The sequence below is a fragment of the Pacificibacter marinus genome (genome assembly GCF_900109555.1).
Lineage (GTDB): Bacteria > Pseudomonadota > Alphaproteobacteria > Rhodobacterales > Rhodobacteraceae > Celeribacter > Celeribacter marinus_C.
This window is the reverse complement of record NZ_FNZV01000012.1, coordinates 116,904-140,340: the sequence shown is the minus strand read 5'-3', so window position 1 is coordinate 140,340 and position 23,437 is coordinate 116,904. Positions and strand designations below refer to the sequence as shown.

The window sequence follows — 23,437 nt, the reverse complement described above, 5'->3', positions numbered from 1 at the left end:
CCTATAATCGATCCACAACAAGTTGCTTCTCTAAGAGCGCGATATACAGACGTTCGATCCATCGAATGAACCAAACCGCCCACATATCTCTTCAGTAATTATCAATGTCAAAGAGCGCTAAATCAACAAAAGCCAACCTAGACAGAGCCAAAAATAAAACCGATGCGCTAAATCTCTCCAGCGCGCCCGCTTAACTTAAACCTCTGATTTTCCTAAACTTCCCAGCTTCTCAGCCGCTCCGTCCGTCCCCTCAGCAACCTCGTCGCTTCCGGTAAGGGGGGTTCTAAGGTTACCAACACAAAGCCGCAAGACCTTTTTATGGTTTTAATGAATTTTTCTTAAAGACACCTATAAGTCACTGATAGTAATTGAAAAATACACCCGCAAAAAAGGAGATTCTCACTCAGGGTAGATCTGTGCTCACCCAGCTTCAATCCAGAGTTGTTACCCCAACCATCTTTACCACCACATGTGGTGCAGCCCCCCTACTTTAGCGACTCGCCACCCTAGAATGACTGCATTTCCACTGAGTCGAATCCCTCTATGATTTGGTAAAATGCTTTTTGGGCTTTATCCGCATGGCGAGCAGACCCAAAATGACAGCAAGATAGATTAAGGGCTCAATCTGCCAACCTTTAACCAGCCACACAAAGTGAACCCCTCCCAATATGATCGCTGGATATGTCAACTTGTGTAGGACCCGCCATTTGGATCCAAGCTTGCGCAGGGATCTATTGTTGGACGTGATTGCCAGTGGGATCATCAGAACGAACGCCGCCATACCGATAGTAATGTAGGGGCGCTTGAGAATGTCTTTGATAATCTGGCTTACGATTTGCACATCCAAAACCAGCCACACAAGAAGGTGCAAGAAGATGTAAAAGAAACCGATCAACCCAAGCGCTCGGCGGAACTTAATCAAACTGATGCCTGTGAACCTTCGCAGAGGGGAAATCGCGAGAACGACAATAAGGACCTGAAGCCCCAATTCGCCCATCTCATGCTCAAGCGCCTTAACCGGATCGACGCCGAGATTGCCACCTAAGGCTGCGAAGAACATCGAGACCGGCGGCAAGACAGCTATTATATAGAGGGACCATGCGGGGATGCGACGCAAAACGTCGTTCACCGATTGCACGAGGGCTTGTTTGGTTTGCGTCAGGGTAGCAGGAGAAATCATCGAGTGTCCTTATGAGGCACAATAAAAAGGGGGCCAAATAAGCCCCCCCCCATATATTAAGTGTGGTTTAATAGTTTTTGGTGAGATCAAGGCCCTTGTAAAGATCGCCAACCTGTTCTTCGTAGCCGTTGAACTTAACTGTCTCGAGGCGCTTGGCGAACAAGCCCCCGCCGATGCGACGCTCAGAGGATTGGGTCCAACGTGGGTGAGATACCTCAGGGTTCACGTTTGAATAGAAACCGTATTCACGCGCATTGATGGATTTCCACGTATTGAGCGGCTGGGTGTCTGTCAGCGTAATTTTTACAATCGATTTGATCGATTTAAACCCGTATTTCCACGGGACGACCAAACGCAAAGGCGCGCCGTTTTGGTTGGGAAGCTCTTTACCATACAGACCTGTCGCCATCAGTGTCAGCGGGTGCATCGCCTCATCTAAACGCAAGCCTTCGACATAAGGCCAATCCAGCAGAGCGCGTTTCTGCCCTGGCATCTCTTCTGGCCGGAACAGAGTTTCGAACCGAACGTATTTTGCAGAGGATTGAATGCCAGCCAAAGTAAGGAGTTGATTGAGCTCAAACCCATTCCACGGGATGACCATCGACCATGCTTCGACACAGCGGAAACGATAAATACGTTCGTCGATGTCGACCTTGGATAGGATATCGGCCAAATCATAGGAGCCGGGGTTATCAACCAATCCGTCGATTTCAACAGCCCAAGGATCAGTGGTCAATGTATGTGCGTTACGTGCGGGATCTTCTTTGCCCGTACCAAACTCGTAAAAGTTATTGTACGATGTGATTTCTTCAAAGGTGTTCGGCGCTTCAGTTGTATCGAACCCCTTGATTTCAAAATCTGGCGCATCTTGAGCCCTCGCAGGCGCGGCACTCAAAAGCCCAGATCCCAGCGCAGCCCCGCCAGCCAGACCGCCAAGCAAAGCCCGTCGATTTAGATAAGTGGCTTCAGGCGTGACAGCAGAATATTTCAGGTCGCTCTTGAATTTCATGACGGGTCCTCTGGGATACTTTTGTTAGAGATAACCCGTCATGATAAATTATCAAATAAAACTCATCTCACGTGTTCGTAGGATTATTGTAACTTGGCACGATCCGCTCAAGTTCTTTTGAGGTGCCATCAGCTTGCACGATGCGCACATGATGGCGACGCATTTGGCGCGGCTCTAATACGCCAACAGAATGCGCAATGGTCTCTAGTTCTTTGATCGATGCCGCAGCGTAGGCCGCGACCTTTTTGTATTTATCCTCGACAACCAACCCTTTAAGAAGCTGCGGATCATGTGTTGTGATCCCTGTTGGACAGGTATTTTTGTTGCACTTAAGTGCCTGAATACAACCAAGGCTGAACATAAAGCCACGAGCAGAGCAGACAAAATCAGCACCGGCACAAATGGCCCAAGCCAAATCAGCTGGGTTCACAAGTTTCCCCCCGGCAATGATACGAATGCGATCATGCAGCCCATATTTATCGCGCAAATCACAAATACGGATCAGGGATTCTTTGATCGGCATGCCGACCAAATCCATAAGGGGCATGGGCGCAGCCCCTGTACCACCTTCGCCGCCATCGATTGTAATGAAATCAGGCGCCGTTTCTGGCCCGCGCTCTTTGATCAACGCAAAGAATTCTGCCCAAGGGCGTGAAGAGCCGACAACAAACTTAAACCCAACAGGTTTGCCTGTCACATCACGAATGTGATTAATGAAATCGAGCAAATCACCAAAATCATCAACCTCGCGGTGGCGATTGGGCGAGATGCCGTCTTCCCCGGGCTTCAAGCCGCGAATGAGCGCAATTTCCGGTGTGATCTTAGCCGCGGGTAAAATACCACCTTTGCCCGGCTTTGCACCTTGGCTCAGCTTAATTTCAAACATGCGCACAGTTTCATGTGCGGCCATCGCACGCAGTTTGTCATCGTCCAAATTACCGGCATCGTCGCGGATACCATATTTCGCAGTCCCGATTTGATACACAAGATCGGCACCACCTTCGAGGTGAAAGGGCGACAGGCCGCCCTCGCCCGTGTTCAACCAAATACCTGCTTCTTTCGCACCCTTGGACAAAGCCAAAACAGCCGGCTTTGAAATCGCGCCAAAGGACATACCTGAAATATTAAAAATCGAATTCGCAATAAACGGCGTGCGACAAAACGGGCCAATCATCATCGGATCGGTTGTCGCAAATTGGTCATCGAGCGGAGGAAATGTGGCGTTCGCAAAGATCGTGGTTCCGGGAACAGACAAGTTACGCGTCGAACCAAAGGCAATCGTATTGCCCTTATTATTAGAGGCGCGATAAATCCAATCACGTTGCGCACGATTAAAAGGCAGCTCTTCGCGGTCCATAGCGAAAAAGTATTGGCGAAAGAACTCACCAAGCGCAGAAAACCAATTTCGGAAGTGGCCAATCACCGGATAATTACGCAGAACTGCGTCGCGTGTTTGCTTTTTATCGAAAAAATACAGCGCCATAGCTCCAAGCGCGATGACCCCCAGCATAAAGACAAAAAACAGCGCCATCACCTGCAGCGCACCCATGGCCCAAACCCACATATTCGTATCCTACTCCGATTTGATGTCCCGCGACCCTTGTCACAAAACCACTAAGAGGCAACACTGTTAGCGCTAACGGTATCTGAGATTTGTCAACTTTTTCAGCATACTATCGCATACCGGACCAAGCAAACCAATGCCGCACGCCACAAACAATAAAGGCGACCCAACAGGGCCGCCTCTACTCTAGCACAAAACCGATACTGCTTAGTGAACAACAGCATCGTCAGGCTTTGGTCGATTGGATGCACCTGTTCGGTCCCCAATGATCAAGCCATCAACGCCAGCCGTCACATCAATGACGGCACCGTCCAAAATATCGCCCGCAAGCAATCTCTCTGCGAGTGGATCTTGCAAAGCACGTTGGATCACACGTTTCAACGGACGTGCACCAAACACAGGGTCATACCCTTCGTTTGCGAGCCATGCTTTGGCAGCATCATCAAGCACAATCGACATATTGCGACGCGCAAGACGCTTGTCCAAAAGGCCAAGCTGAATATCAACAATACCGCCCATATCGGTCCGCGCCAAACGATCAAAAATAATCGTTTCATCCAAGCGGTTCAAAAACTCAGGACGGAAATGTGCGCGCACAGCATCCATCACATCACGTTTTGCTTGTGCCGGATCAGCACCATCTGGCATTTGGCTCAACGCTTGCGCCCCAAGGTTTGACGTCAAGATGATCAAAGTTTGCTTGAAATCCACAGTGCGACCTTGGCCATCTGTCAGTACGCCATCATCCAAGACCTGCAACAGCACGTTGAACACATCAGGATGCGCCTTTTCAACTTCGTCAAACAGCACAACCTGATAGGGTCTACGCCGCACAGCTTCGGTCAAAACACCACCCTCATCATAACCTACATAACCGGGAGGTGCCCCGATCAGACGCGACACAGCGTGTTTTTCCATGAACTCAGACATGTCGATCCGAACCATCGCAGAATCATCGTCAAACAAGAACTCCGCCACTGCTTTGGTCAACTCGGTTTTACCCACGCCGGTTGGCCCAAGGAACAAGAATGATCCAAGAGGACGATTTTCATCATTCAACCCAGCACGCGCACGACGCACGGCATTAGACACCGCATGAACTGCGCTGTGCTGACCTACGACGCGATTGTGCAGCGCGTCTTCCATACGCAGCAATTTATCACGTTCGCCTTCGAGCATTTTAGACGTTGGGATACCTGTCCAGCGCTCGACAACGGCTGCGATCTGTTCTGGTCCCACAGCTTCTTCGACCAAAAGATCTTTGGCTTCATGCGTTTCTGCATCCGCAAGCTGCTTTTCAAGCTGCGGAATCACGCCATAAGACAGCTCGCCCGCTTTGGCCAAGTTGCCTTCACGTTTGGCGATCTCCAATTCAGCCCGCGCACGATCCAGCTTTTCTTTTACGTCGCGCGCGCCTTCAAGTTTGTCACGCTCAGCCTGCCATTTCGCCGTCATGCCAGCCGATTTTTCCTGCAAATCCGCCAATTCTTTTTCGAGCTTCAGCAGACGATCCTTAGAGGCTGCGTCTTCTTCTTTCGACAAAGCAATCGCTTCGATTTGGAGTTGTAGAATTTGGCGATCCAACTGGTCCAATTCTTCTGGCTTACTGTCCACTTCCATGCGCAAACGGCTGCCCGCTTCATCAACGAGATCGATGGCTTTGTCTGGCAAAAACCGATCGGTGATATAGCGATGTGACAAGGTTGCAGCCGCGACCAAGGCCGCATCAGAAATCCGCACACCGTGGTGTACTTCGTATTTTTCTTTAATGCCGCGCAGAATCGAAATCGTATCTTCCACAGTGGGTTCTTCGACCACAATCGGCTGAAAACGACGCGCAAGAGCTGCGTCTTTTTCAACGTATTTACGGTACTCATCCAAAGTGGTCGCGCCAATACAGTGCAACTCACCACGCGCAAGCGCAGGCTTGATCAAGTTCGCCGCATCCATAGCGCCGTCGGTTTTACCCGCGCCAACAAGCGTGTGCATTTCATCGATGAACAGGATGATTTCACCAGAAGCAGCTTCGATCTCTTTCAAAATGGACTTGAGGCGTTCTTCGAATTCACCGCGATATTTCGCCCCTGCAATCAACGCGCCCATATCAAGCGCCATAAGCTTTTTATTGCGCAGAGATTCAGGCACATCGCCATCAATGATGCGCAAAGCAAGACCTTCGGCAATCGCGGTTTTACCCACGCCCGGTTCCCCGATCAAAACAGGGTTGTTTTTCGTGCGGCGCGACAACACTTGCATTGCGCGGCGAATTTCTTCGTCGCGGCCAATGATAGGGTCGATTTTGCCCTGCTCAGCTGCTTCGGTCAGATCGCGTGCATATTTTTTGAGAGCTTCATATCCGTCTTCGGCAGACGCTGAATCAGCAGTCCTGCCTTTGCGAATATCATTGATCGCAGCGTTGAGTTTCATCGCCGTCACATTACCAGCATCTAATGCATCTTTGGCCTTGGATTTAACCACAGCCAAAGCTGTCAAAATACGCTCGACAGGAACAAAGCTGTCCCCTGCTTTGGTTGCAATTTTTTCAGCTTCATCCAGCACTTTAGCGGTGGTCTGATCCATATAGGTTTGACCCGCGTCGCCTGACACGCGCGGCACTTTGGCCAAAGCGGCATCGACAACCTCGGCCACACCTTTTGCGTCACCGCCTGCTTTTGAAATCAAACCTGCGGCCATGCCTTCGGGGTCATCCAACAATGCCTTAAGTAAATGTTCGGGGCTGAGTTTTTGGTGGCTTTCGCGCATCGCTATGGTTTGCGCCGCTTGCAAAAAGCCGCGAGAGCGTTCCGTGAACTTTTCCATGTCCATCATCGTATCCTTTCAAATAAGCGCTCCCTCGGGTGACGCCCGCTTTGCAGCACGTCACAGCTTTAGAGCCTTGTCCTCTATGTGGTTGGTGACTTGAGCCAATTCAAGATCACCCCTGCGATGCATCATGCAATATTACAGACGGCACGCACCATGACTTGCCTCAAACTGTGCGCCGCAATATGAGGAAGGCGAAACATAGGAGCCTGACCATGACCGCACCCGCAGATGACCGTCTAATCGTTGCCTTGGATGTCCCCAACGTTTTGCAAGGGATGGAAATTGCAGAAAAAATTGGTGATGCCGTATCCTTTTACAAAATTGGCCTTGGTATGCTGACAGGTGGCGGGTTGGCCTTGGCCAATGAATTGAAACAAGAACATGGCAAAAAAATATTTCTCGACATGAAATTTTTCGACATCGGCGCGACAGTGGAAAACGCGGTGCGCGGCACGGCGCAATTCGATATCGACTTTTTGACAGTGCACGGCGATCCCTATGTGGTTGAGGCTGCCAAGCAAGGTGCATCAGGGTCTAATATGAAAATCCTTGCCGTGACCATTCTGACATCTCTGGATCGCGCCGATCTGAACGGTGCCTTGATCAAAGCGGGTGATATTCATGATTTGGTGCAAGAGCGAGCAGGCAACGCTTTGCGTGCGGGCGCTGATGGCGTGATTTGTTCACCGCAAGAAGCAGCCCTTGTACGCGCCCTCCCCGAGGCAAACGGCAAACTCATTGTAACACCTGGCGTGCGACCAACAGGGGCCGCTCTTGGGGATCAAAAACGTGTGGCAACACCAGCGCAGGCCATTCAGGACGGGGTGGATCACATGGTGGTTGGTCGTCCGATTTGGCAAGCAGCCAATCCACGACAAGCTGCACTTGCAATCCAACACGAAATAGCCAACGCCTAAGTCTAAAATGCGCGAACTTTCAGGGCGCGCCGCAAACGTCCGCGCAGGGGCTTTACAACGTCCTTGCGCGATAAAAAATCTGGGGTAGGCATCCAGCACCAGCGCAGCCCCTCATCCCCCAAGATAATTCCATCGTCAAATAAATCATCCCAACGCGCCATGAAAAAATGGACGCGCTCTTGGCTGTCATTATCTGCGAGTTCTTCGGCGCTATAGATAATTTTATTTGGATCAAGCCTGACATTCAGCTCTTCCAACAGTTCACGCGTAGCGGTTTGAATTGGCGTTTCATCACGTTCACGCCCCCCACCGGGCAAATCCCATTCGCCCGGATAAGGAATGTCAGGCCGATCATCGCGCTGCAAGGTCAGCACATTGTCACCTCGCAAAATCGCGATTTTCGCACCACCGAAATCAGTCATCGTTGATGTCAGTTTTCCAAGTTTTGACTTGGCCTTTGCGCACACCAAAAACGCTGCGCATCCCAAACCATGCAGCCATAGAGACCACAGCAAAGATCAGTACCAAGACTGCAGGGTTTAAGGGCGCTATTCCAAAGCCCAACAAAGCTGAAACAACAGCGGCCCCAACACCAAAACCCAAAAACAAGAACCCCGGCGCCATAATTTCAAGCACCAATAATGCAACTGCGCCAAGGCCCCAAATCCACCAAAGGGACCAAATCTCAACTGTTGTTACAGCGTCCATTATTTCTTACCCCCAAAAAGCTTGAACGCGTCACCAAAAGCTTCGATTGCGGATGCAGGCATAATCACGGTTTGATTGCCTTGACCTGTTCCAACAGCCGTCAGCGCCTCGACCTGCTTCAACGCCACTTGGTATTGCGCGGCCTCGATGCCGTTTTCGGTGATGGCCTCGGCCACTACAGCAGTCGCATAAGCTTCAGCATCAGCTTGAATACGGCGCGCCTTGGCAATTTGTTCTGCAGCATAAAGCTGTGCGTCGGCATTCAATTCAACCGAGCGCTTGGAGCCTTCTGCTTCGGTCACTGCGGCACGACGCGCACGTTCTGCATTCAACTGTTGCAACATCGCGGCACGCGTGGCTTCATCAAGGTTTACATCCAAAATTTCGGCACGGGTCACTTCGATGCCCCAATCATCCACAGCACTTTCGACCTGCGCTTTGATGGTTTCAATCAAACTGGACCGATTGGATTGCACCTGATCTAATTCCATTTTGCCGATTTCAGAGCGCACAACCCCCGCCACAGTCGTGGCAATCGCGCCGTCCACATCGCGAATTCGGTACACTGTGCGCTCAGGTTCCGTGATGCGGTAGAACACAGATGTTTCCACCTTGACCAACGCGTTGTCTGACGTGATCGCGTCTTGCATCGCATTGGGAAGCTGACGTTCCAAAATGGAGATTTTATGGGCCACGCGGTCGATCAAAGGAATCACAAAATTAATCCCGGGCCCAAGCACTGTGCGCAAACGACCAAAGCGTTCGACGACAAATTTCTCGGACTGCGGCACGATGCGCACCCCTTTGCTGACCAAAAGAATGATCAGACCTGCGATGGCCAATACCACCAAATTACCGCCTGTCAAAAAAACGGGGATTCCAAATTCATTCATGACGACACCATTCACTTGTTGATACTAATATAAACGACGTTTAACGACATTCACTCTGTGCGTATAGAGCGCGCTAACTCTTGGGACCCTCATGCCAAACCTGTGCCGCGATTGCTTAACCACGTTTGAAGCGGGCCTTCGTTGCCCGTCCTGTGGTCGACCGCGTGTGCTATCACACCCTGAATTATTTGATCTGTCCATTGCCCACATGGATTGTGATGCGTTTTTTGCCTCTGTCGAAAAGCGTGACAATCCAGATCTGCGCGACAAGCCTGTTATCATTGGCGGTGGGCATCGCGGGGTGGTGTCAACGGCCTGCTACATTGCGCGGATCAAAGGTGTGCGCTCTGCAATGCCGATGTTCAAAGCGCTGCAACTTTGCCCTGAAGCCGTCGTCGTACCCCCTCGGATGCAAGCCTATTCTGAGGCCTCGCGCGCAATTCGTCAGATGATGGATGAACTGACCCCCAAGGTTGAACCGCTGTCCTTGGATGAAGCATTTCTAGATTTGCGCGGCACATCCAAGCTACACGGCGCGCCGCCTGCTGTGATGCTCGCTCGTTTGGTCAAACGTATGCACGCAGAGATTGGATTAACGGGATCGATTGGCCTGAGTCACAATAAATTCTTAGCCAAAATCGCCTCGGATCTGGATAAACCACGCGGGTTTTCGGTGATTGGCCTTGCCGAAACCCACACGTTTCTCGCTGACAAACCCGTCAAACTGATCTGGGGCGTTGGCAAGGTTGGGCAGGTATCGCTTGAAAAATCTGGCATTAGAACCTTTGCAGATTTGCGTCGGTGGGACCGCGATGATTTACACGTGCGATTCGGATCATTGGGAGACCGCCTTTGGTATCTCGCACGCGGACAAGATGCGCGATCCATTTCTCAACGCCAAACCGTGAAATCCATTTCCAAAGAAACCACGTTTTCGGTCGACACCGCAGATATTGATGTGCTCGACAAACATATCTGGCGGCTGTCCGAACAAGTATCCGATCGCGCCAAATCAAAATCCCAAGCGGGCCGCGTTGTTACACTCAAGCTCAAGCGATCCAATCATACGTCATTGACCCGCAGGCTGACCCTGCCCAGCCCGACCAATATGGCCGATCCGATTTATCGCACAGCACGCAGCCTGCTTGAACACGCTCTGGGCGAAGGGCCCTTTCGTCTTATTGGGGTCGGCCTGAGCACATTGATTTCAGATGAAAGCACGGGCGCGCCAACCGACTTACTTGACCCAGACGCAAGCAAACGTGCGGATGCAGAACGAGCGCGCGATGAAATTCGCCGCAAGTTTGGCAAAGATGCCATTATCAAAGGGCGCGCCCTTTAAGCCGTACCGCTTTATTCAGCAGCCACAGGCATGCGCCCGATTTCAAGTCTCGCAATTCGACGCGCCGCACCATCAAGCGCCAGCCTGACATCTTCGTACCCGTCACTTGGCTCAAGTGTGCTTTCATTCATGTAAATTGATCGATCAATTTCAACTTGGATACAGTGTTGATTCTGCGTGGGTCGCCCGTAATGCTGCGAAATATATGCCCCAGCAAAGGGCACATTGCGCATGACATCAAAGCCTTCTGCGCAAAACGCCGCTTCAACATCCGAAATCAGCGCGCTGCTTGCAGAGGCACCGTATCTGTCGCCTAAAACGATCTGTGGTCGAATACCTTTGGGGGTGCGTGCATATTTAAGCGCCTCACGCGGCATCGAATGGCAATCGATCAAAAGCGCCTGCCCAAACAAAATTTTTGTTTCTCGTAGAATCGTTTCCAACATCAAGTGATAGGGTTGCCACACTTGCACGATTCGCGCGTCAGCCTCTGCCCGCGAAAGCTTGCCGCTGTAAATGGCACGCCCATTGGCAACCACACGCGGGACAACACCCAGACCTGACAACACACGCGCATTCAAACTGCGCGGCGTCACATCTGCAATCAAAGCAGGATCAAATTCATCAGACCTACGATTTAAATCAAGCCAAGCTCTTGGATACAAAGCATTTAAAAATACAGATCCATACTTTGGTGTGTTCTCAAACAACCGATCCACATAAACATCTTCAGAGGATCTAAGCGTCAAAGGGTCCAAAATCGATTGCTCCAGCATCTCTTTTGGGTAATCACAGCCACTGTGCGGCGACGAAAACACAACAAATGACGTACGCTTTGCTGGCCTACGCAGCCTGTAGGGAACTTTGGTCATCAGGTTGTCCTTTCACCGAAAACTATAGCTTTCGATTTTCCTGTTCAAAAGCCCTTGATCAATGCTTCGACTCCTTTTATACGCCGACGGACTGACGTGGGAAATGCCCACGTCTTGTTCGTTAAGGTCAGGTGGCCAAAATTAACAAGACGTGACACTCCCATGGACGATTAGGGTGTATAGCTCAGTGGTAGAGCACTTCGTTGACATCGAAGGGGTCACAAGTTCGAACCTTGTTATACCCACCATCGTTCCGTCGGATTGGTTTTAACAGGCGCACGCAGGCGCCGCGATAAGGAGACTGGACATGAAAGTTCGCAACTCACTCCGCTCGCTGAAAAGCCGGCACCGCGATTGTCGCATCGTGCGCCGTAAAGGCCGCGTTTATGTGATCAACAAAACGCAGCCACGCTTTAAAGCCCGTCAGGGCTAAGCTTCAGCAGCTTCTAAACAAAAGAGCCGTTCAGGAAACTGAGCGGCTCTTTTGTTTTATCTTATCGATGCTCAAATCTACACGCCCCCGCGCTTACGCAAACGCGACAACCAAAGATGTATGATAGCCCCGCCCCCAAACGTGGTGACGGAAAAAATAATCACTCCAGCCAGCCCGTAGGCGTTGGTGAGTAAGATCAACAAAGGCGTGCCAATCATGTTGCCAGCATTGCCCAACTGCGCCAGCGCCCCATTGGCAAAGGCTTGATCTTGCGAAGTCGCATTCAATACGGGAATGGCCGAAAAGCTACCCGCTTGCACCAATCCTGTGGCCGCCAAAACAGCAACGCACCCCACTTCGACAGGCAAACCAAGCGCCATGGACAACGCCAACAGTGACGCCGCGCCAAATCCAGCGATGATCACAGGAACCGACGTAAACCGGCGAACCAACACAATGCCCAAAGTCATTGAGACAACCAAAGCCGACAGCGGCAATACACCAACCAACGCGTGACGCCGCTCAGGTGAAAAGAAATCGGGCATCACGGTTACCAATGCAACAAAGCCTGCCGCGTAGAAAAACCAACCAGCTGCGGGAGCCGCAATCCGTGGCGATGTGTATGCCGTGACATGACGTGCAACAATAGCGCGCAACGTCAACGGATCAGGCGAACGTGGAATGATATTGCTAGGCAACATCACCCACACCGCAATCGTCGCAACACTCATCGCGCCAGCATGGCACCAAAACAAAAACGACATCCCAAAACGGTCAACCAACGGACTACCACCCCACGAGAACAGAGCAAAAGACACGGCAAACACAGTGCTCCACAACGCCATTGTTGTCGCACGATGCCGCGGTTCAGTGATCTGCCCCAAAAGCGTTGGCGTTGCGACAACGATCAATAGATGTGAAATGCCTTCAATGGCGCGACTGATCAGGAACAATGCAAAACTTGGCATGAAACTTTGGTAAATGGACAAAAGCGCACCCAAGCACAGCGCCGCAATCAGCGGTTTACGTGCGCCAACTCTCGCCACGAATGCACCTGCGAACAATCCGCAGAGCAGCCCCACGGCTGAAATCAAAGAGACCAAAAATCCTAAGGTTGATCCATGCGAAAAGAATGCTTCGCGAAAATACGGGAAGGTCACAGAAATTTTGGCGAATTGACCAGCCGCCAATACTCCACTGAGCCATAGAACTATAACCAAAGCAAAAGGAGTGCGTGTCACGACTGTCATGGGAATGTGATGCCCTTAGAAAAAGGCTTTGGCAACAACGATAAACGCAAAGGACTTGCACAACTTTACTTTGCGCCACCCGCTTACGATTTGGGCGATAACGGCAAGGCTTCGGCAGTTCTAGTCGCAGGTGTATCTGCTGCGAGCTCTTCAAAATCAAAATGATCCAGTCGATGCGCCCGCTTTCCCGCTTTCTCAGCAGAGATTTTGATGTCTTCGATGTCTTTGGCCGCCTGTCCAAAGTGGCGATCTAGACTGCCAACACGTGTGCCCAAACGATCCACATCGCCCGCCAAAAGCGCCAATTCTTTGCGAATAGACCCAGCTTGTTCGCGCATTCTGGCATCTTTCAAAATGGCGCGCATCGTATGAAGGGTGGCCATGCAAGTGGTGGGCGACACGATCCAGACACGTTTGTCGAACCCTTCGCGCACGATTTCAGGGAAATTTGCGTGCAGCTCGGCATAGACGGCTTCTGATGGCAAAAACATCAAAGCGCCGCCTGCTGTCTCACCTTCGATAATATATTTAGCGGCAATATCACTGATGTGTTTTTTCACCGCTGTGCGCATCATTTTAGCGGCTTCATTCAATTCCCATTGCGTGCCCGCACGGCGCAGCGCCTCATAGGCTTCCAACGGAAATTTACTATCAACAACGATGGAGCCAGGTGGATTTGGTAAATGGATCAAACAGTCCGCACGCCTGCCATTGGACAGCGTCGCCTGCAAAGTGTAGCTGTCTTTGGGCAAAGCTTTTCCAACGATATCATTGAGTTGTATTTCCCCAAACGCGCCGCGTGTTTGTTTATTCGACAAGATATCTTGCAAAGACAAAACATTGCCGGACAGCTTTTCGATATTGGCCTGCGCTTTGTCGATGGTTTGCAATCTCTCTTGCAATTCACCCAAAGAATGCGCCGTGCGCCGCGCCGACCCTTGCAGGTTTTCGGTCATCGATACGGTCACATCCGCCAAACGCTTTTCCATCAAAGACAGCATATGAGATTGTGCTGCCGCTTGCGCCTCAGACACATGTGACAACCCGCCAGCCAATTGGTTTTGCCCATCAGACAACGACTGCACCCGCAAGCCAAGCTGGTTCATTTGATGCGCGAGCGGCACCGCCATACGCGCAGCTTCGCTTGACCTACGCAGGACAGCAAACAGCAAAATAACCACAAGCAACAATGTTGCCGATCCAATCAGCCCAGCGATCACCAAAGGGTCGGAAAGATTCAAAGTCATGGCGTCATTTTCTATCATGTACGACCAAACAGGCGCTCAATATCAGAGAGTTTGAGTTCCACGTAAGTCGGCCTGCCGTGGTTGCACTGTCCCGAATGCGGGGTAGATTCCATTTCGCGCAACAGCGCATTCATTTCTTCGCCGCGCATCCACCGTCCCGACCGTATAGAGCCATGACATGCCACACGAGACAGCACCGCTTCGATCCGCGCTTGCACCGTTTGACTGTCGCCAAGATCGGCAAGCTCATCAAGAATATCCGCCATCATCGCGGCGGCATCCACACGCCCCAAGATTGCCGGGGTTTCGCGCACTGCAATCGCGCCAACACCAAAGGCTTCGATCACCAATCCCAGTCCGGCCAAATCATCAGCCAAATCCAACAGCATTTGCGCGTCATTGGCCCCAAGCTCGATCACCTCAGGAATCAAAAGTGCCTGCGATGCGACACCATTTTCAGCCATAAGTTTCTTGAGTTTTTCATAGACCAAACGTTCGTGCGCAGCATGCTGATCAACGATTACAATACCCGTTTCAGTTTGCGCAATGATGTAGTTTTCATGGACCTGCGCCCGCGCAGCCCCAAGAGGCAACGCTTCGGCGGCGGGACTATGGCTCACCTCTTCGACACGTGCAGACGGCGTCGCCATTTCCGCGAACCCCTGCATATCTTCGCGGGGGGGAGCTTGCCAATTATAACTGCTCTGCAGGCTCTCACCAGATGGACGCGGCGGGGTGATATAACTGCCAGAGGATCTGCGATCCATTTGATAGATACGCGGCGCATCATCGCCACCTGTTGCCTGCGATCCGGCCTGTGGCGCTTCGGGACGCATCGCACCCAATGTCGCTTGTGCGACCGTCGTCGACGCACGGTGCCCCGCTGCGGCCAACGCATTTCGCAGACCTGAAACAATCAGGCTGCGCGCCTCAGCAGGTTCTCGAAACCGTACTTCTGATTTTGCAGGATGCACGTTCACATCCACGCGGTGCGGATCAACATCGATGAACAAACAGGCTGCAGGGTGACGATCACGGCTGAGGTAATCGAAATAGGCCGCGCGCAAAGCGCCGTACAAAAGCTTGTCGCGCACAGGACGCCCATTGACGAACAAGAATTGTTGTACAGATGAGCCGCGCGAATAGGTTGGCAAAGCGGCATACCCCGTCAGGTGCAGCCCCTCGCGTTCTGCATCGATGGCCAAAGCATTTTCCGCAAAGTCTTTGCCCAAGACCGTGGTCAAGCGTCCATGCAAGGCATCAAACATATCACCCGTTTGTGGATCGGCACGGAATGTCACGCGGCCCTCGCCACCGCCAGACACGTCACGCAACGTGAAGCCTACGAAAGGTTCCGCCATAGCCAAGCGTTTAATGACATCGGAAATCGCCTGCGCTTCGGCACGATCCGTGCGTAGGAATTTCAATCGTGCGGGGGTGGCGAAAAATAGATCGCGCAACTCAACCACGGTGCCTTTGGTCAAAGCGGCGGGCTTGAGCGGTTCCGTGTGTCCACCAGACACAGACAGAGTGACGCCGTCATGACCTTCGGCACGAGATGTGATTTTCAAACGCCCGACAGCGCCAAGCGACGGCAAGGCTTCACCGCGAAAGCCAAAGGTGTGGATGTTCAACAGATCAGAGCCGTCGATTTTGGATGTCGCATGGCGCGACAAGGCCAAAGGCACGTCATCTGCGGTCATGCCACAGCCATCGTCAGTAACACGGATCAACGTTTTTCCGCCATCTGCATACTCAATGGTGATGCGGTGCGCGCCAGCATCAATGGCATTTTCCACCAGTTCTTTCACGGCAGATGCAGGGCGTTCCACCACCTCGCCAGCAGCGATTCTATTGATCGCCCCCTCATCGAGTTGACGGATCACGGGACGCGCGGCTTGCGGGCCAGATTGGCTTATATTGAGGTCAGAAGAGTTCATGCCACTAGAAATAGCACGAGCCCTTCCGATTCGACCATGTTCAAATCAATCAGATTTTAAATCCTCTGGCTGGCCAACCACAACGAATGTCAAATCCTCGGGATTGTACAATTCACGCACCACACGGTTGATCCCATCCAAAGTCACAGCATCAACCAACTCATTGCGGTGCAAAATGTAATCACGATCCAGCCCGATCATCTGCATACCTGCAAGAATGTTGGCAATCGGCGCATTACCATCAAAACGCAAAGCGTAAGCGCCGGTCAGATAGGTTTTTGCAGCGTCAAGTTCCTCTTGCGAAATACCTTGATCTACCAATTTTTGCCATTCGTCTTTGACCACATCAATCGCTTGACCTGTCACGGAATTGCTAGACGAAAACTGCCCCAAGATGACTTCGGATTGATCATATGGAACAAGGTAAGATCCGATGCCATAGGTCAGCCCACGCTTTTCGCGCACCTCTTGCATCAAACGAGATTCACGACTGCCCCCCAATATTTCATTGGCGATATAAGCCGCGATGAAATCAGGATCATCTCGCGTGATGCCAGACTGGCCAAAGAGCACAACAGATTGCGGCGTATCGAACGGAACAACAGTGACACCACCCTTTAGCGCGGGCTCGACCCGCGGGGCCATATCAGGCCCAGTTTGCGGCAAATCACCAAGCAAACCATCCAATAGGGCTGACAGTTCAGGCGCGGTTATGTCGCCCACCGCGGCAACATATAGGCGGTCTTTCACCATCGCGCGATCACGAGCTGTGAACATATCTTCGCGCGTCAATGCGGCGACACTTTCACCGGTGCCATTGTCAGAACTACCATAAGGATGATCACCAAACGCGAGCGCATTCAGGGTCGATGTCGCGATAGCATTTGGTGAAGTCGCATCAGATTCAATGATAGATTGCACCTGTCCACGCACACGGTCCACTGCGTCTTGATCAAATCGAGTGTCCATGATCGCGAGGCGTAGCAAATTAATCGCCGCATCACGATTTTCAGTCAAAAAACGCGCCGATATCGTAACGCTGTCCGTATAGGCATCAAAGTTAAAGCTTGCCGCCAAACTGTCGCGTGCTTTGGCAAAACCTTGTGCATCAAGATCGGCGGCACCTTCTTCTAAGGTTGCCATCATCAAATTGATCTCGCCGCGCTTGTCCGGTCGATCCAATGATGTGCCGCCTTTGAATCTCAGCTCAAGCGCTGTGAACGGAATGGAATGTTCTTCCACCAACCACGCAGTAATCCCGCCATCAGTGGTCACTTCTTGCACTTCGATTTGAGCAAAAGCCGGTGCGATGAACCCTGCCACTGCGATGGCTACGCCTGCGATAAGAGATGTAAAATATGTCATTGTGCAACCTCCTCAGGCGTGCTTTCCGGCATCAAGTACCCCGTCACAGCGTTTGATTTGTTAAACACGCTTTTGGCTGCCGCGATGACTTCCTCTGGGGTGATAGCATCAAGCGCATCAGGCCATGCACGCACATCGTCAATCGACAACCCGACAGCCAGTTCCATACCGTATTCTCGCGCCAAGCTTTCAATATTGTCTTGAGCGTAAATCCGTGATGCCCGCAGCTGGGTTTTAAGTCGTTCAAATTGATCCAAATCCACGCCTTGCTCGATAAATTGCGCGATGGTGTCATCCAGCGCCTGTTCGGCTTGCTCCAATGACACACCTGGCACTGGGACAATCGTCAGGCCAAAGGACCCAACATCAAGCGACGTCCCACTGTAATATGCCGACACATAAGTCGCTTTTGCATCATCAAACATCAACGCCTGCCCAAGATAGGATGTGGCCCCATCGCCCCCCAAAAGGCTGGCGAGAAACTCAAGGGCTGCAGCTTCGGATTGATCGCCCGGATTACGCTCAGGTGCCAGATAGCTGCGCGTCACATATGGCCGAGACACGCGCGCATCTGTCATTTCCATACGACGCTCAACCAATTGCGGCGGTTCGGTTGGACGCAGGCGCTCTTTCAAACCCTCCGTCGGGGTGATGGGACCATAATAGGTTTCAGCCAGTGATTTCACGTCGTCAGGGTTCACATCACCAGCCACAACCAAAATGGCGTTATTAGGCGCGTAATATTGACGGTAAAATGCAAAGGCGTCGTCACGGTTCAATTGTTCAATTTCGTGCCGCCAGCCAATGATGGGGGTGCCATAAGCGTGGTTTAAGAATTGCGCCGCACGCATTTGTTCGCGAAACAAAGCACTTGGGTCGCTGTCCGTGCGCTGATTGCGCTCTTCCAACACCACGTTACGCTCTGTGGCCACATCATCTTCGGTCATTTGCAAGCCACGCATACGGTCGGCTTCCATTTTCATCATCAACGGCAGCCTGTCAGCGGCAACACGTTGATAATACGCTGTATAATCCCAACTGGTGAAGGCGTTGTCAGACCCACCATTGCGTGTGACGGTCGCTGACAATTCGCCAGATTCCATCGTATCCGTGCCTTTGAACATTAAGTGTTCAAGAAAATGCGCGGTGCCACTTTTGCCCGGCACTTCATCTGCCGCACCAACTTTGTACCAGACCGTTTGCACGACAACGGGGGCACGGTGGTCTTCGAGAACAACGACCTCCATCCCATTGTCCAGCGTAAAGCTAGAAATGTCAGTTGCGGCAGCGGGCAAAGCCAAGCCGATAAAGACGGCACTCAAGAGAGTTTTCATTCAATCACCTTCAAACGTCGTTCCCGACATAGTTGCGGCAGCGGCGAACTAAGAGCAAGCGGTGTTGACGGTTAAGTGATGAGTGTTCAGGGCTTAGGTGGGGCCGACGGCACCAAGACGCCGAGTGCGATCAAACGCGCTTGTTCTGCCCATGGATCAAGTGCGAGGCGGCGATATGCACGTTCATACTTGTTTTTCGTCCATGGAAACGCTGGCTTGGCCGTTTTCATTTTGAGGAACCGTTCATCGGATTTGGACAACTCGCCGCGAATATTGGGCGCAACGCCGTAACGCGAGGCATAGGTCACAATACCACCATCACGCCCAGACGCCGTAGGGGCACGCCCCCCCAAGGCAACGATAGCATCGCTTTTGGGTGTTGCGTCTGTCAGATTCGCACCACCAGGTGTGGGCACGGGCAAGGACGCAAAATTTGTAGGAGCTTCCAAAGCCTTGGCTGGAGATATGGAAAACTCATCTGGGCCGCCCCCAGCAATAGAAGGCGTCAACTGAGCCTTTGGCGCACAGGCAGTTGTGGCAACCAAAATCGCCATACACAATCCGAATTTCATGCCATTTGCATGCAACATAAGCTTTCTCCGACCCAAGCGTCTGGGCATATCTAACGCAAGCACGCGATAAGGTCACGTACGCTTTTGCGTTTCACCCGTGAAAAGAATCAGACCAAAGGCCCCCGCAAAAATAGCAATATCTGCGACATTGAATGAATACGGGTTCGCAAACCCGCAACAAGACGTGTTCAAAAAGTCCGCCACAGCCCCGTATAAAATTCGATCAATCGCATTACCCAAAGCTCCGCCGACCAATAGCCCTGCACTGATCATGCCAATGCGACTAAAACTTTCACGACGCACCCATGTCATCACCCAGATCGACATGACAATCGCCAAAGCTACCCAGCCCCAGCGTAGCATCGCCGCATATTCAGAAAACAGACCAAAATTTATGCCGGTATTCCATGCCATACGGAACACTAGAAACGGTGGAAAAACGTCAATTTCACCAACAGATCGCAGGTTAAACGCATGCACCACGACCCATTTCGAAAGCTGATCGATCACAAAAATGATAAGAGCTGTCAGGGCCGTGGTGCGCATGTTCAATACCTATGTTTGTTTAGTGACGGAAGTGGCGCATGCCAGTGAAGACCATAGCAAGGCCCGCCTCCTCTGCGGCGTCAATCACTTCTTGGTCGCGCATAGAACCGCCCGGCTGGATCACGCAAGACGCGCCAGCTGCAGCCGCTTCAAGCAGACCATCCGCGAAAGGGAAGAACGCGTCAGACGCCACAGCAGATCCGATGGACAGTGGTTGATCCAGGCCCATGGCATCGGCCATACGTTTAGATTTGGCTGCAGCAATCAATGCAGAATCAAGACGCGACATTTGACCAGCGCCGACACCAACAGTTGCTTGATCTTTGACGTAAACGATCGCGTTGGATTTAACGTGTTTTGCCACTTTCCAAGCAAACAACATGTCTTTGAGCTGTTCATCCGTGGGGGCCAATTTGGTCACAACTTTAAGATCATCCAAAGAAATAAAGCCCGCATCTTTGTTTTGCACCAGCAAGCCACCCGCAACTTGACGCACCGTGTGAGAGGCTTCCAAAACATTTGGCAAACCATCTGTGGTCAACAAGCGCAGGTTCTTTTTCTTGGCAAAGATAGCTTTGGCTTCGTCAGATGCACCGGGAGCAATCACAACTTCGGTGAAAATATCAACGATGGCTTCGGCAGTTTCGGCATCCAACGGTTGGTTCAGCGCAACAATGCCGCCGAACGCAGATGTGCGGTCACAGTCAAACGCGTTTTTGTAGGCTTCAAGCAGCGTCGCACCTTTGGCCACACCACATGGGTTTGCGTGTTTGATGATCGCAACAGCGGGCGTCTCAGCAGGATCAAATTCCGCCACCAATTCAAACGCAGCATCCGTGTCGTTGATGTTGTTGTAGGACAATTCTTTGCCCTGATGCTGTGTCGCTGTCGCCACACCTGGACGGTCCGATCCGTCTGTGTAGAACGCAGCAGACTGATGCGGGTTTTCACCGTAACGCAGAGTCTGTTTGATGGTACCAGCAAAGGCACGACGACGCGGCGCGGCTTCACCAATCGCATCGGCCATCCAGTTGGACACAGCCGCATCATAGGCACCGGTGCGCGCATAAGCGATTTGTGCAAGCTTTTGACGGAAGACGTAAGATGTCTGACCATCGTTGGTTTCCAGTTCGGCCAGCAACGCATCGTAATCTTCAACATCCACAACAGTCGTTACAAACCCGTGGTTTTTCGCAGAGGCGCGGATCATCGCAGGCCCGCCGATGTCGATATTTTCGATCATCTCATCATATTCAGCACCGCGCGCCAAAGCGGTTTCAAACGGATACAGATTGACGATCAACAAATCGATCCCAAGAATGTCGTGCTCGGCCATAGCTTTGATGTGATCATCGTTGTCACGCAGCGCCAACAAACCGCCATGCACTTTGGGGTGCAATGTTTTCACACGGCCATCCATCATTTCGGGAAAGCCCGTCACATCCGCCACATCTTTGACCTCAAGGCCAGCGTCTCGCAGTGTCTTGGCAGAGCCACCTGTCGACAGCAACTCAACGCCGCGCGCAGCAAGCGCTTTGCCAAGGTCAACAAGACCCGTTTTGTCAGAAACAGAAAGAAGCGCGCGGCGCACCGGATAAAGATCAGTCATCAAGAGGTCCCCAGACAGGCAGTCATTTGGGTGATCCAGCAAGCCAGATCACATTTCAGATCAGGTCAAAATTCATCGTCACGTTCAAGATCGCGCAAAGTCGTAGGCGTGTCTTGTGCCTTTGCGAGAGTCCAACGGACGCGCGTCGCATAATCCATTGCGGCCGCAGATAGAACCACTTGTTTGCTCGCGCGGGGCTTTAATCGGCCTTTTTCCAAATAAACTGACCGATCTAAGCTTAACTTCGCCCGACCATCGTGGCGAAAGACCCATATCTCACCAGATTTAAGCGCCATAGACACAGCCGTGCCGCCCATATCGATTTCCACATCAACATCAGGGTGCAAATGAAAACGCACATGAAACGGAATGCCTTGTAATTTCAGTCGATCCATCATGCGGTCGAACCGACCCTCGTCAGCGCGCGTGAGCGTTGCAAGCGTATCTTCACCCGCGATGCCTCGCCCGTCAGACGATAAATCGATCTGGCGAATATGCATCAAACCATGCGTGGACACGTACCCATTGTGCCCCGCAACGAACCCAAGCTCGGTATCTGATGACCGCACCTCCAAACGTACATCGTCAGGCGTATCGACTAAAAGCTCACGCATGCGCCCGCCAATAAGACGCTGCGCCCCAAGCCGCGATGACGAGAACCCTTCGATCCCAAGCGTCGAATGCGATGGCGTGGCACGACCCGCGCGACGCCACTCTTCGCCGAAACTTGCCCCTGCGCCACAATTCACAATCAACGGCCTGCGCCCAGATGTCAGCTCAAACGCCAAAGTTGATGCATGGCCATTGAACGAATTGTCGCGCGTTGGTGGTGGCGAGGCATCGGTGATGATCGATGTGCGCCCAGCAGACTGGCGCAGATATCCCATGTGCAATCCCTTAGACGGGGGCGACGTGTTGCCAGAACTGACCAAAGCTTGATCAAGTCGCCCTGCGATTCCGCGCCCGCCGCCATGAAACCGCGCCAGCCCACCATCACTGTGGCGCAGTGCGCGCAGGGTCGGCGCGATGCGGTCAATGGCCGCGACATGGGCCTCTTCCGCGATGTGGCCCGCCTCGGACAAAGCCGCGGCAGCCCAGGTCAAAAGTGTAAACACTTCAAGCAGTTCTTCTGGATTGCGTGTTGTGATGCCGCCATCTGCGTTGATGTTGCTTTCGCACTCATGCGCCAGCGCTTTGACGGCAGGCGCAACATGATGCTCCATCCCTTCAAGCGACAGACCTGCGTAAATCAACCCTGTTAACGCCTCAAAACGCGGCAGGCCTTGCGATGCAGTATGCCAACGCCACGACAAAAAAATTGTTTGCTGCGCCAGAGTTTTGAAAAACGCATTTGAGACAGGCGTGTCTTGGGCAGACAGGAAAAATAAAGCGTGATTGATCCAGCGGATCAAACGGCGCCCAGTCAGATCAGGCGTCCATCCGGGACCTGATCCGTTTGCGTGCCGGTCCATCCATATGGTTATCCAGTCCTGCACCCGTACGCGCGCAGGGCCATCACCAACAGCAGCCAAATCATCAAGCCAAGCAAACCCATGCAGCTCTGCGATGAATGCATCACTGGCATCATCTAAGTCCCAAATGGCGCATTCAGGGGCCTCGATCAATTGTCCGGCAAACAAGTAATTTCCGGCGATCAGCTGACGCCCTTTGGCGAAAGAACCAATGGATTTAGGTTCAGGTTGAGAAACAAATCCCGTGGCAGCACGCGCACGCGCCGCACGCCACGCATGAAACCTGTTCATGCGGCGGGTCATCTTTGCGCGCCAGTCTTCGGTTTGCGACATGCTCTGCCTGCCTCACCCTGTATTG

The 23,437-nt window shown here is 52.2% G+C and carries 20 protein-coding genes and 1 tRNA gene; 4 read left to right on the top strand and 17 right to left on the bottom strand.

Annotated elements, in window-relative coordinates; translation table 11 throughout:
• Positions 1–541 precede the first annotated feature (541 nt).
• The 4 genes from msrQ to clpB all read right to left on the bottom strand — a co-directional run bounded on the left by msrQ (position 542) and on the right by clpB (position 6,579).
• Positions 542–1,180 carry a protein-methionine-sulfoxide reductase heme-binding subunit MsrQ gene (gene msrQ / locus BM025_RS14905; RefSeq protein WP_085850319.1) on the bottom strand — a complete coding sequence of 213 codons (639 nt, stop codon included), beginning with the start codon at positions 1,178–1,180 and terminating at the stop codon, positions 542–544.
• Positions 1,181–1,247: 67 nt separating this feature from the next.
• A complete protein-coding gene (gene msrP, locus BM025_RS14900) occupies positions 1,248–2,189 on the bottom strand; it encodes a protein-methionine-sulfoxide reductase catalytic subunit MsrP (RefSeq protein WP_085850318.1) in 942 nt (313 codons plus the stop codon).
• Between the two features lie 67 nt (positions 2,190–2,256).
• The gene (locus tag BM025_RS14895; RefSeq protein WP_244515824.1) at positions 2,257–3,753 is read right to left on the bottom strand and encodes an FMN-binding glutamate synthase family protein; all 1,497 of its coding nucleotides are present in this window, start codon (positions 3,751–3,753) and stop codon (positions 2,257–2,259) included.
• Positions 3,754–3,960: 207 nt separating this feature from the next.
• A complete protein-coding gene (gene clpB, locus BM025_RS14890; RefSeq protein WP_085850317.1) occupies positions 3,961–6,579 on the bottom strand; it encodes an ATP-dependent chaperone ClpB in 2,619 nt (872 codons plus the stop codon).
• Between the two features lie 212 nt (positions 6,580–6,791).
• On the opposite strand from clpB, the gene pyrF reads away from it, so the two are divergent.
• Positions 6,792–7,496: an orotidine-5'-phosphate decarboxylase gene (gene pyrF, locus BM025_RS14885; RefSeq protein ID WP_085850316.1), complete on the top strand. Its 705-nt coding sequence runs from the start codon at positions 6,792–6,794 to the stop codon at positions 7,494–7,496.
• Positions 7,497–7,498: 2 nt separating this feature from the next.
• On the opposite strand, the gene BM025_RS14880 is transcribed toward pyrF, so the two are convergent.
• From BM025_RS14880 to BM025_RS14870, 3 genes are read right to left on the bottom strand one after another with little or no spacing between them, the layout of a single operon-like run.
• Positions 7,499–7,918 carry an NUDIX domain-containing protein gene (locus tag BM025_RS14880; RefSeq protein ID WP_244515816.1) on the bottom strand — a complete coding sequence of 140 codons (420 nt, stop codon included), beginning with the start codon at positions 7,916–7,918 and terminating at the stop codon, positions 7,499–7,501.
• Positions 7,911–8,204, bottom strand: coding sequence for an NfeD family protein (locus tag BM025_RS14875; protein ID WP_085850315.1), 294 nt, complete (start codon positions 8,202–8,204; stop codon positions 7,911–7,913). The genes BM025_RS14880 and BM025_RS14875 overlap by 8 nt, the downstream gene beginning before the upstream one ends.
• Positions 8,204–9,097 (bottom strand): SPFH domain-containing protein, encoded by an 894-nt coding sequence (locus tag BM025_RS14870; RefSeq protein WP_085850314.1) that lies wholly within the window; start codon positions 9,095–9,097, stop codon positions 8,204–8,206. The genes BM025_RS14875 and BM025_RS14870 overlap by 1 nt, the downstream gene beginning before the upstream one ends.
• 91 nt (positions 9,098–9,188) lie before the next feature.
• On the opposite strand from BM025_RS14870, the gene BM025_RS14865 reads away from it, so the two are divergent.
• Entirely contained in the window at positions 9,189–10,439 is a 1,251-nt protein-coding gene (locus BM025_RS14865; protein WP_085850313.1) for a DNA polymerase IV, read from the top strand.
• Positions 10,440–10,450: 11 nt separating this feature from the next.
• On the opposite strand, the gene BM025_RS14860 is transcribed toward BM025_RS14865, so the two are convergent.
• Entirely contained in the window at positions 10,451–11,311 is an 861-nt protein-coding gene (locus BM025_RS14860) for an N-formylglutamate amidohydrolase (protein ID WP_085850312.1), read from the bottom strand.
• Positions 11,312–11,484: 173 nt separating this feature from the next.
• Here BM025_RS14860 and BM025_RS14855 point away from each other — a divergent pair.
• Both BM025_RS14855 and ykgO read left to right on the top strand, forming a co-directional pair.
• Positions 11,485–11,559, top strand: a tRNA-Val gene (locus BM025_RS14855).
• A 59-nt stretch (positions 11,560–11,618) separates the two neighbouring features.
• On the top strand, positions 11,619–11,744 hold the full coding sequence (gene ykgO / locus BM025_RS14850) for a type B 50S ribosomal protein L36 (RefSeq protein WP_085850311.1): 126 nt from the start codon (positions 11,619–11,621) through the stop codon (positions 11,742–11,744).
• A gap of 77 nt (positions 11,745–11,821) precedes the next feature.
• On the opposite strand, the gene BM025_RS14845 is transcribed toward ykgO, so the two are convergent.
• From BM025_RS14845 to BM025_RS14805, 9 genes are all read right to left on the bottom strand, one after another.
• Positions 11,822–12,994, bottom strand: coding sequence for an MFS transporter (locus BM025_RS14845; protein ID WP_085850310.1), 1,173 nt, complete (start codon positions 12,992–12,994; stop codon positions 11,822–11,824).
• 83 nt (positions 12,995–13,077) lie between these two features.
• Positions 13,078–14,241, bottom strand: a complete 1,164-nt coding sequence (locus tag BM025_RS14840) for a DNA recombination protein RmuC (protein WP_244515808.1) — start codon at positions 14,239–14,241, stop codon at positions 13,078–13,080.
• Between the two features lie 14 nt (positions 14,242–14,255).
• A complete protein-coding gene (gene mutL, locus BM025_RS14835; protein ID WP_085850308.1) occupies positions 14,256–16,181 on the bottom strand; it encodes a DNA mismatch repair endonuclease MutL in 1,926 nt (641 codons plus the stop codon).
• Between the two features lie 45 nt (positions 16,182–16,226).
• The gene (locus BM025_RS14830) at positions 16,227–17,546 is read right to left on the bottom strand and encodes a M16 family metallopeptidase (RefSeq protein WP_085850307.1); all 1,320 of its coding nucleotides are present in this window, start codon (positions 17,544–17,546) and stop codon (positions 16,227–16,229) included.
• Positions 17,543–18,880 carry a M16 family metallopeptidase gene (locus BM025_RS14825; protein WP_085850306.1) on the bottom strand — a complete coding sequence of 446 codons (1,338 nt, stop codon included), beginning with the start codon at positions 18,878–18,880 and terminating at the stop codon, positions 17,543–17,545. The genes BM025_RS14830 and BM025_RS14825 overlap by 4 nt, the downstream gene beginning before the upstream one ends.
• Positions 18,881–18,966: 86 nt before the next feature.
• A complete protein-coding gene (locus BM025_RS14820) occupies positions 18,967–19,470 on the bottom strand; it encodes a DUF3035 domain-containing protein (protein ID WP_170842201.1) in 504 nt (167 codons plus the stop codon).
• Between the two features lie 54 nt (positions 19,471–19,524).
• On the bottom strand, positions 19,525–19,998 hold the full coding sequence (lspA, locus tag BM025_RS14815) for a signal peptidase II (RefSeq protein ID WP_085850304.1): 474 nt from the start codon (positions 19,996–19,998) through the stop codon (positions 19,525–19,527).
• Between the two features lie 19 nt (positions 19,999–20,017).
• Positions 20,018–21,607, bottom strand: a complete 1,590-nt coding sequence (gene purH, locus BM025_RS14810) for a bifunctional phosphoribosylaminoimidazolecarboxamide formyltransferase/IMP cyclohydrolase (protein ID WP_085850303.1) — start codon at positions 21,605–21,607, stop codon at positions 20,018–20,020.
• A gap of 65 nt (positions 21,608–21,672) precedes the next feature.
• Complete coding sequence (locus BM025_RS14805; protein ID WP_085850302.1) at positions 21,673–23,412, bottom strand: heparinase II/III family protein; 1,740 nt, start codon at positions 23,410–23,412, stop codon at positions 21,673–21,675.
• Positions 23,413–23,437 lie beyond the last annotated feature (25 nt).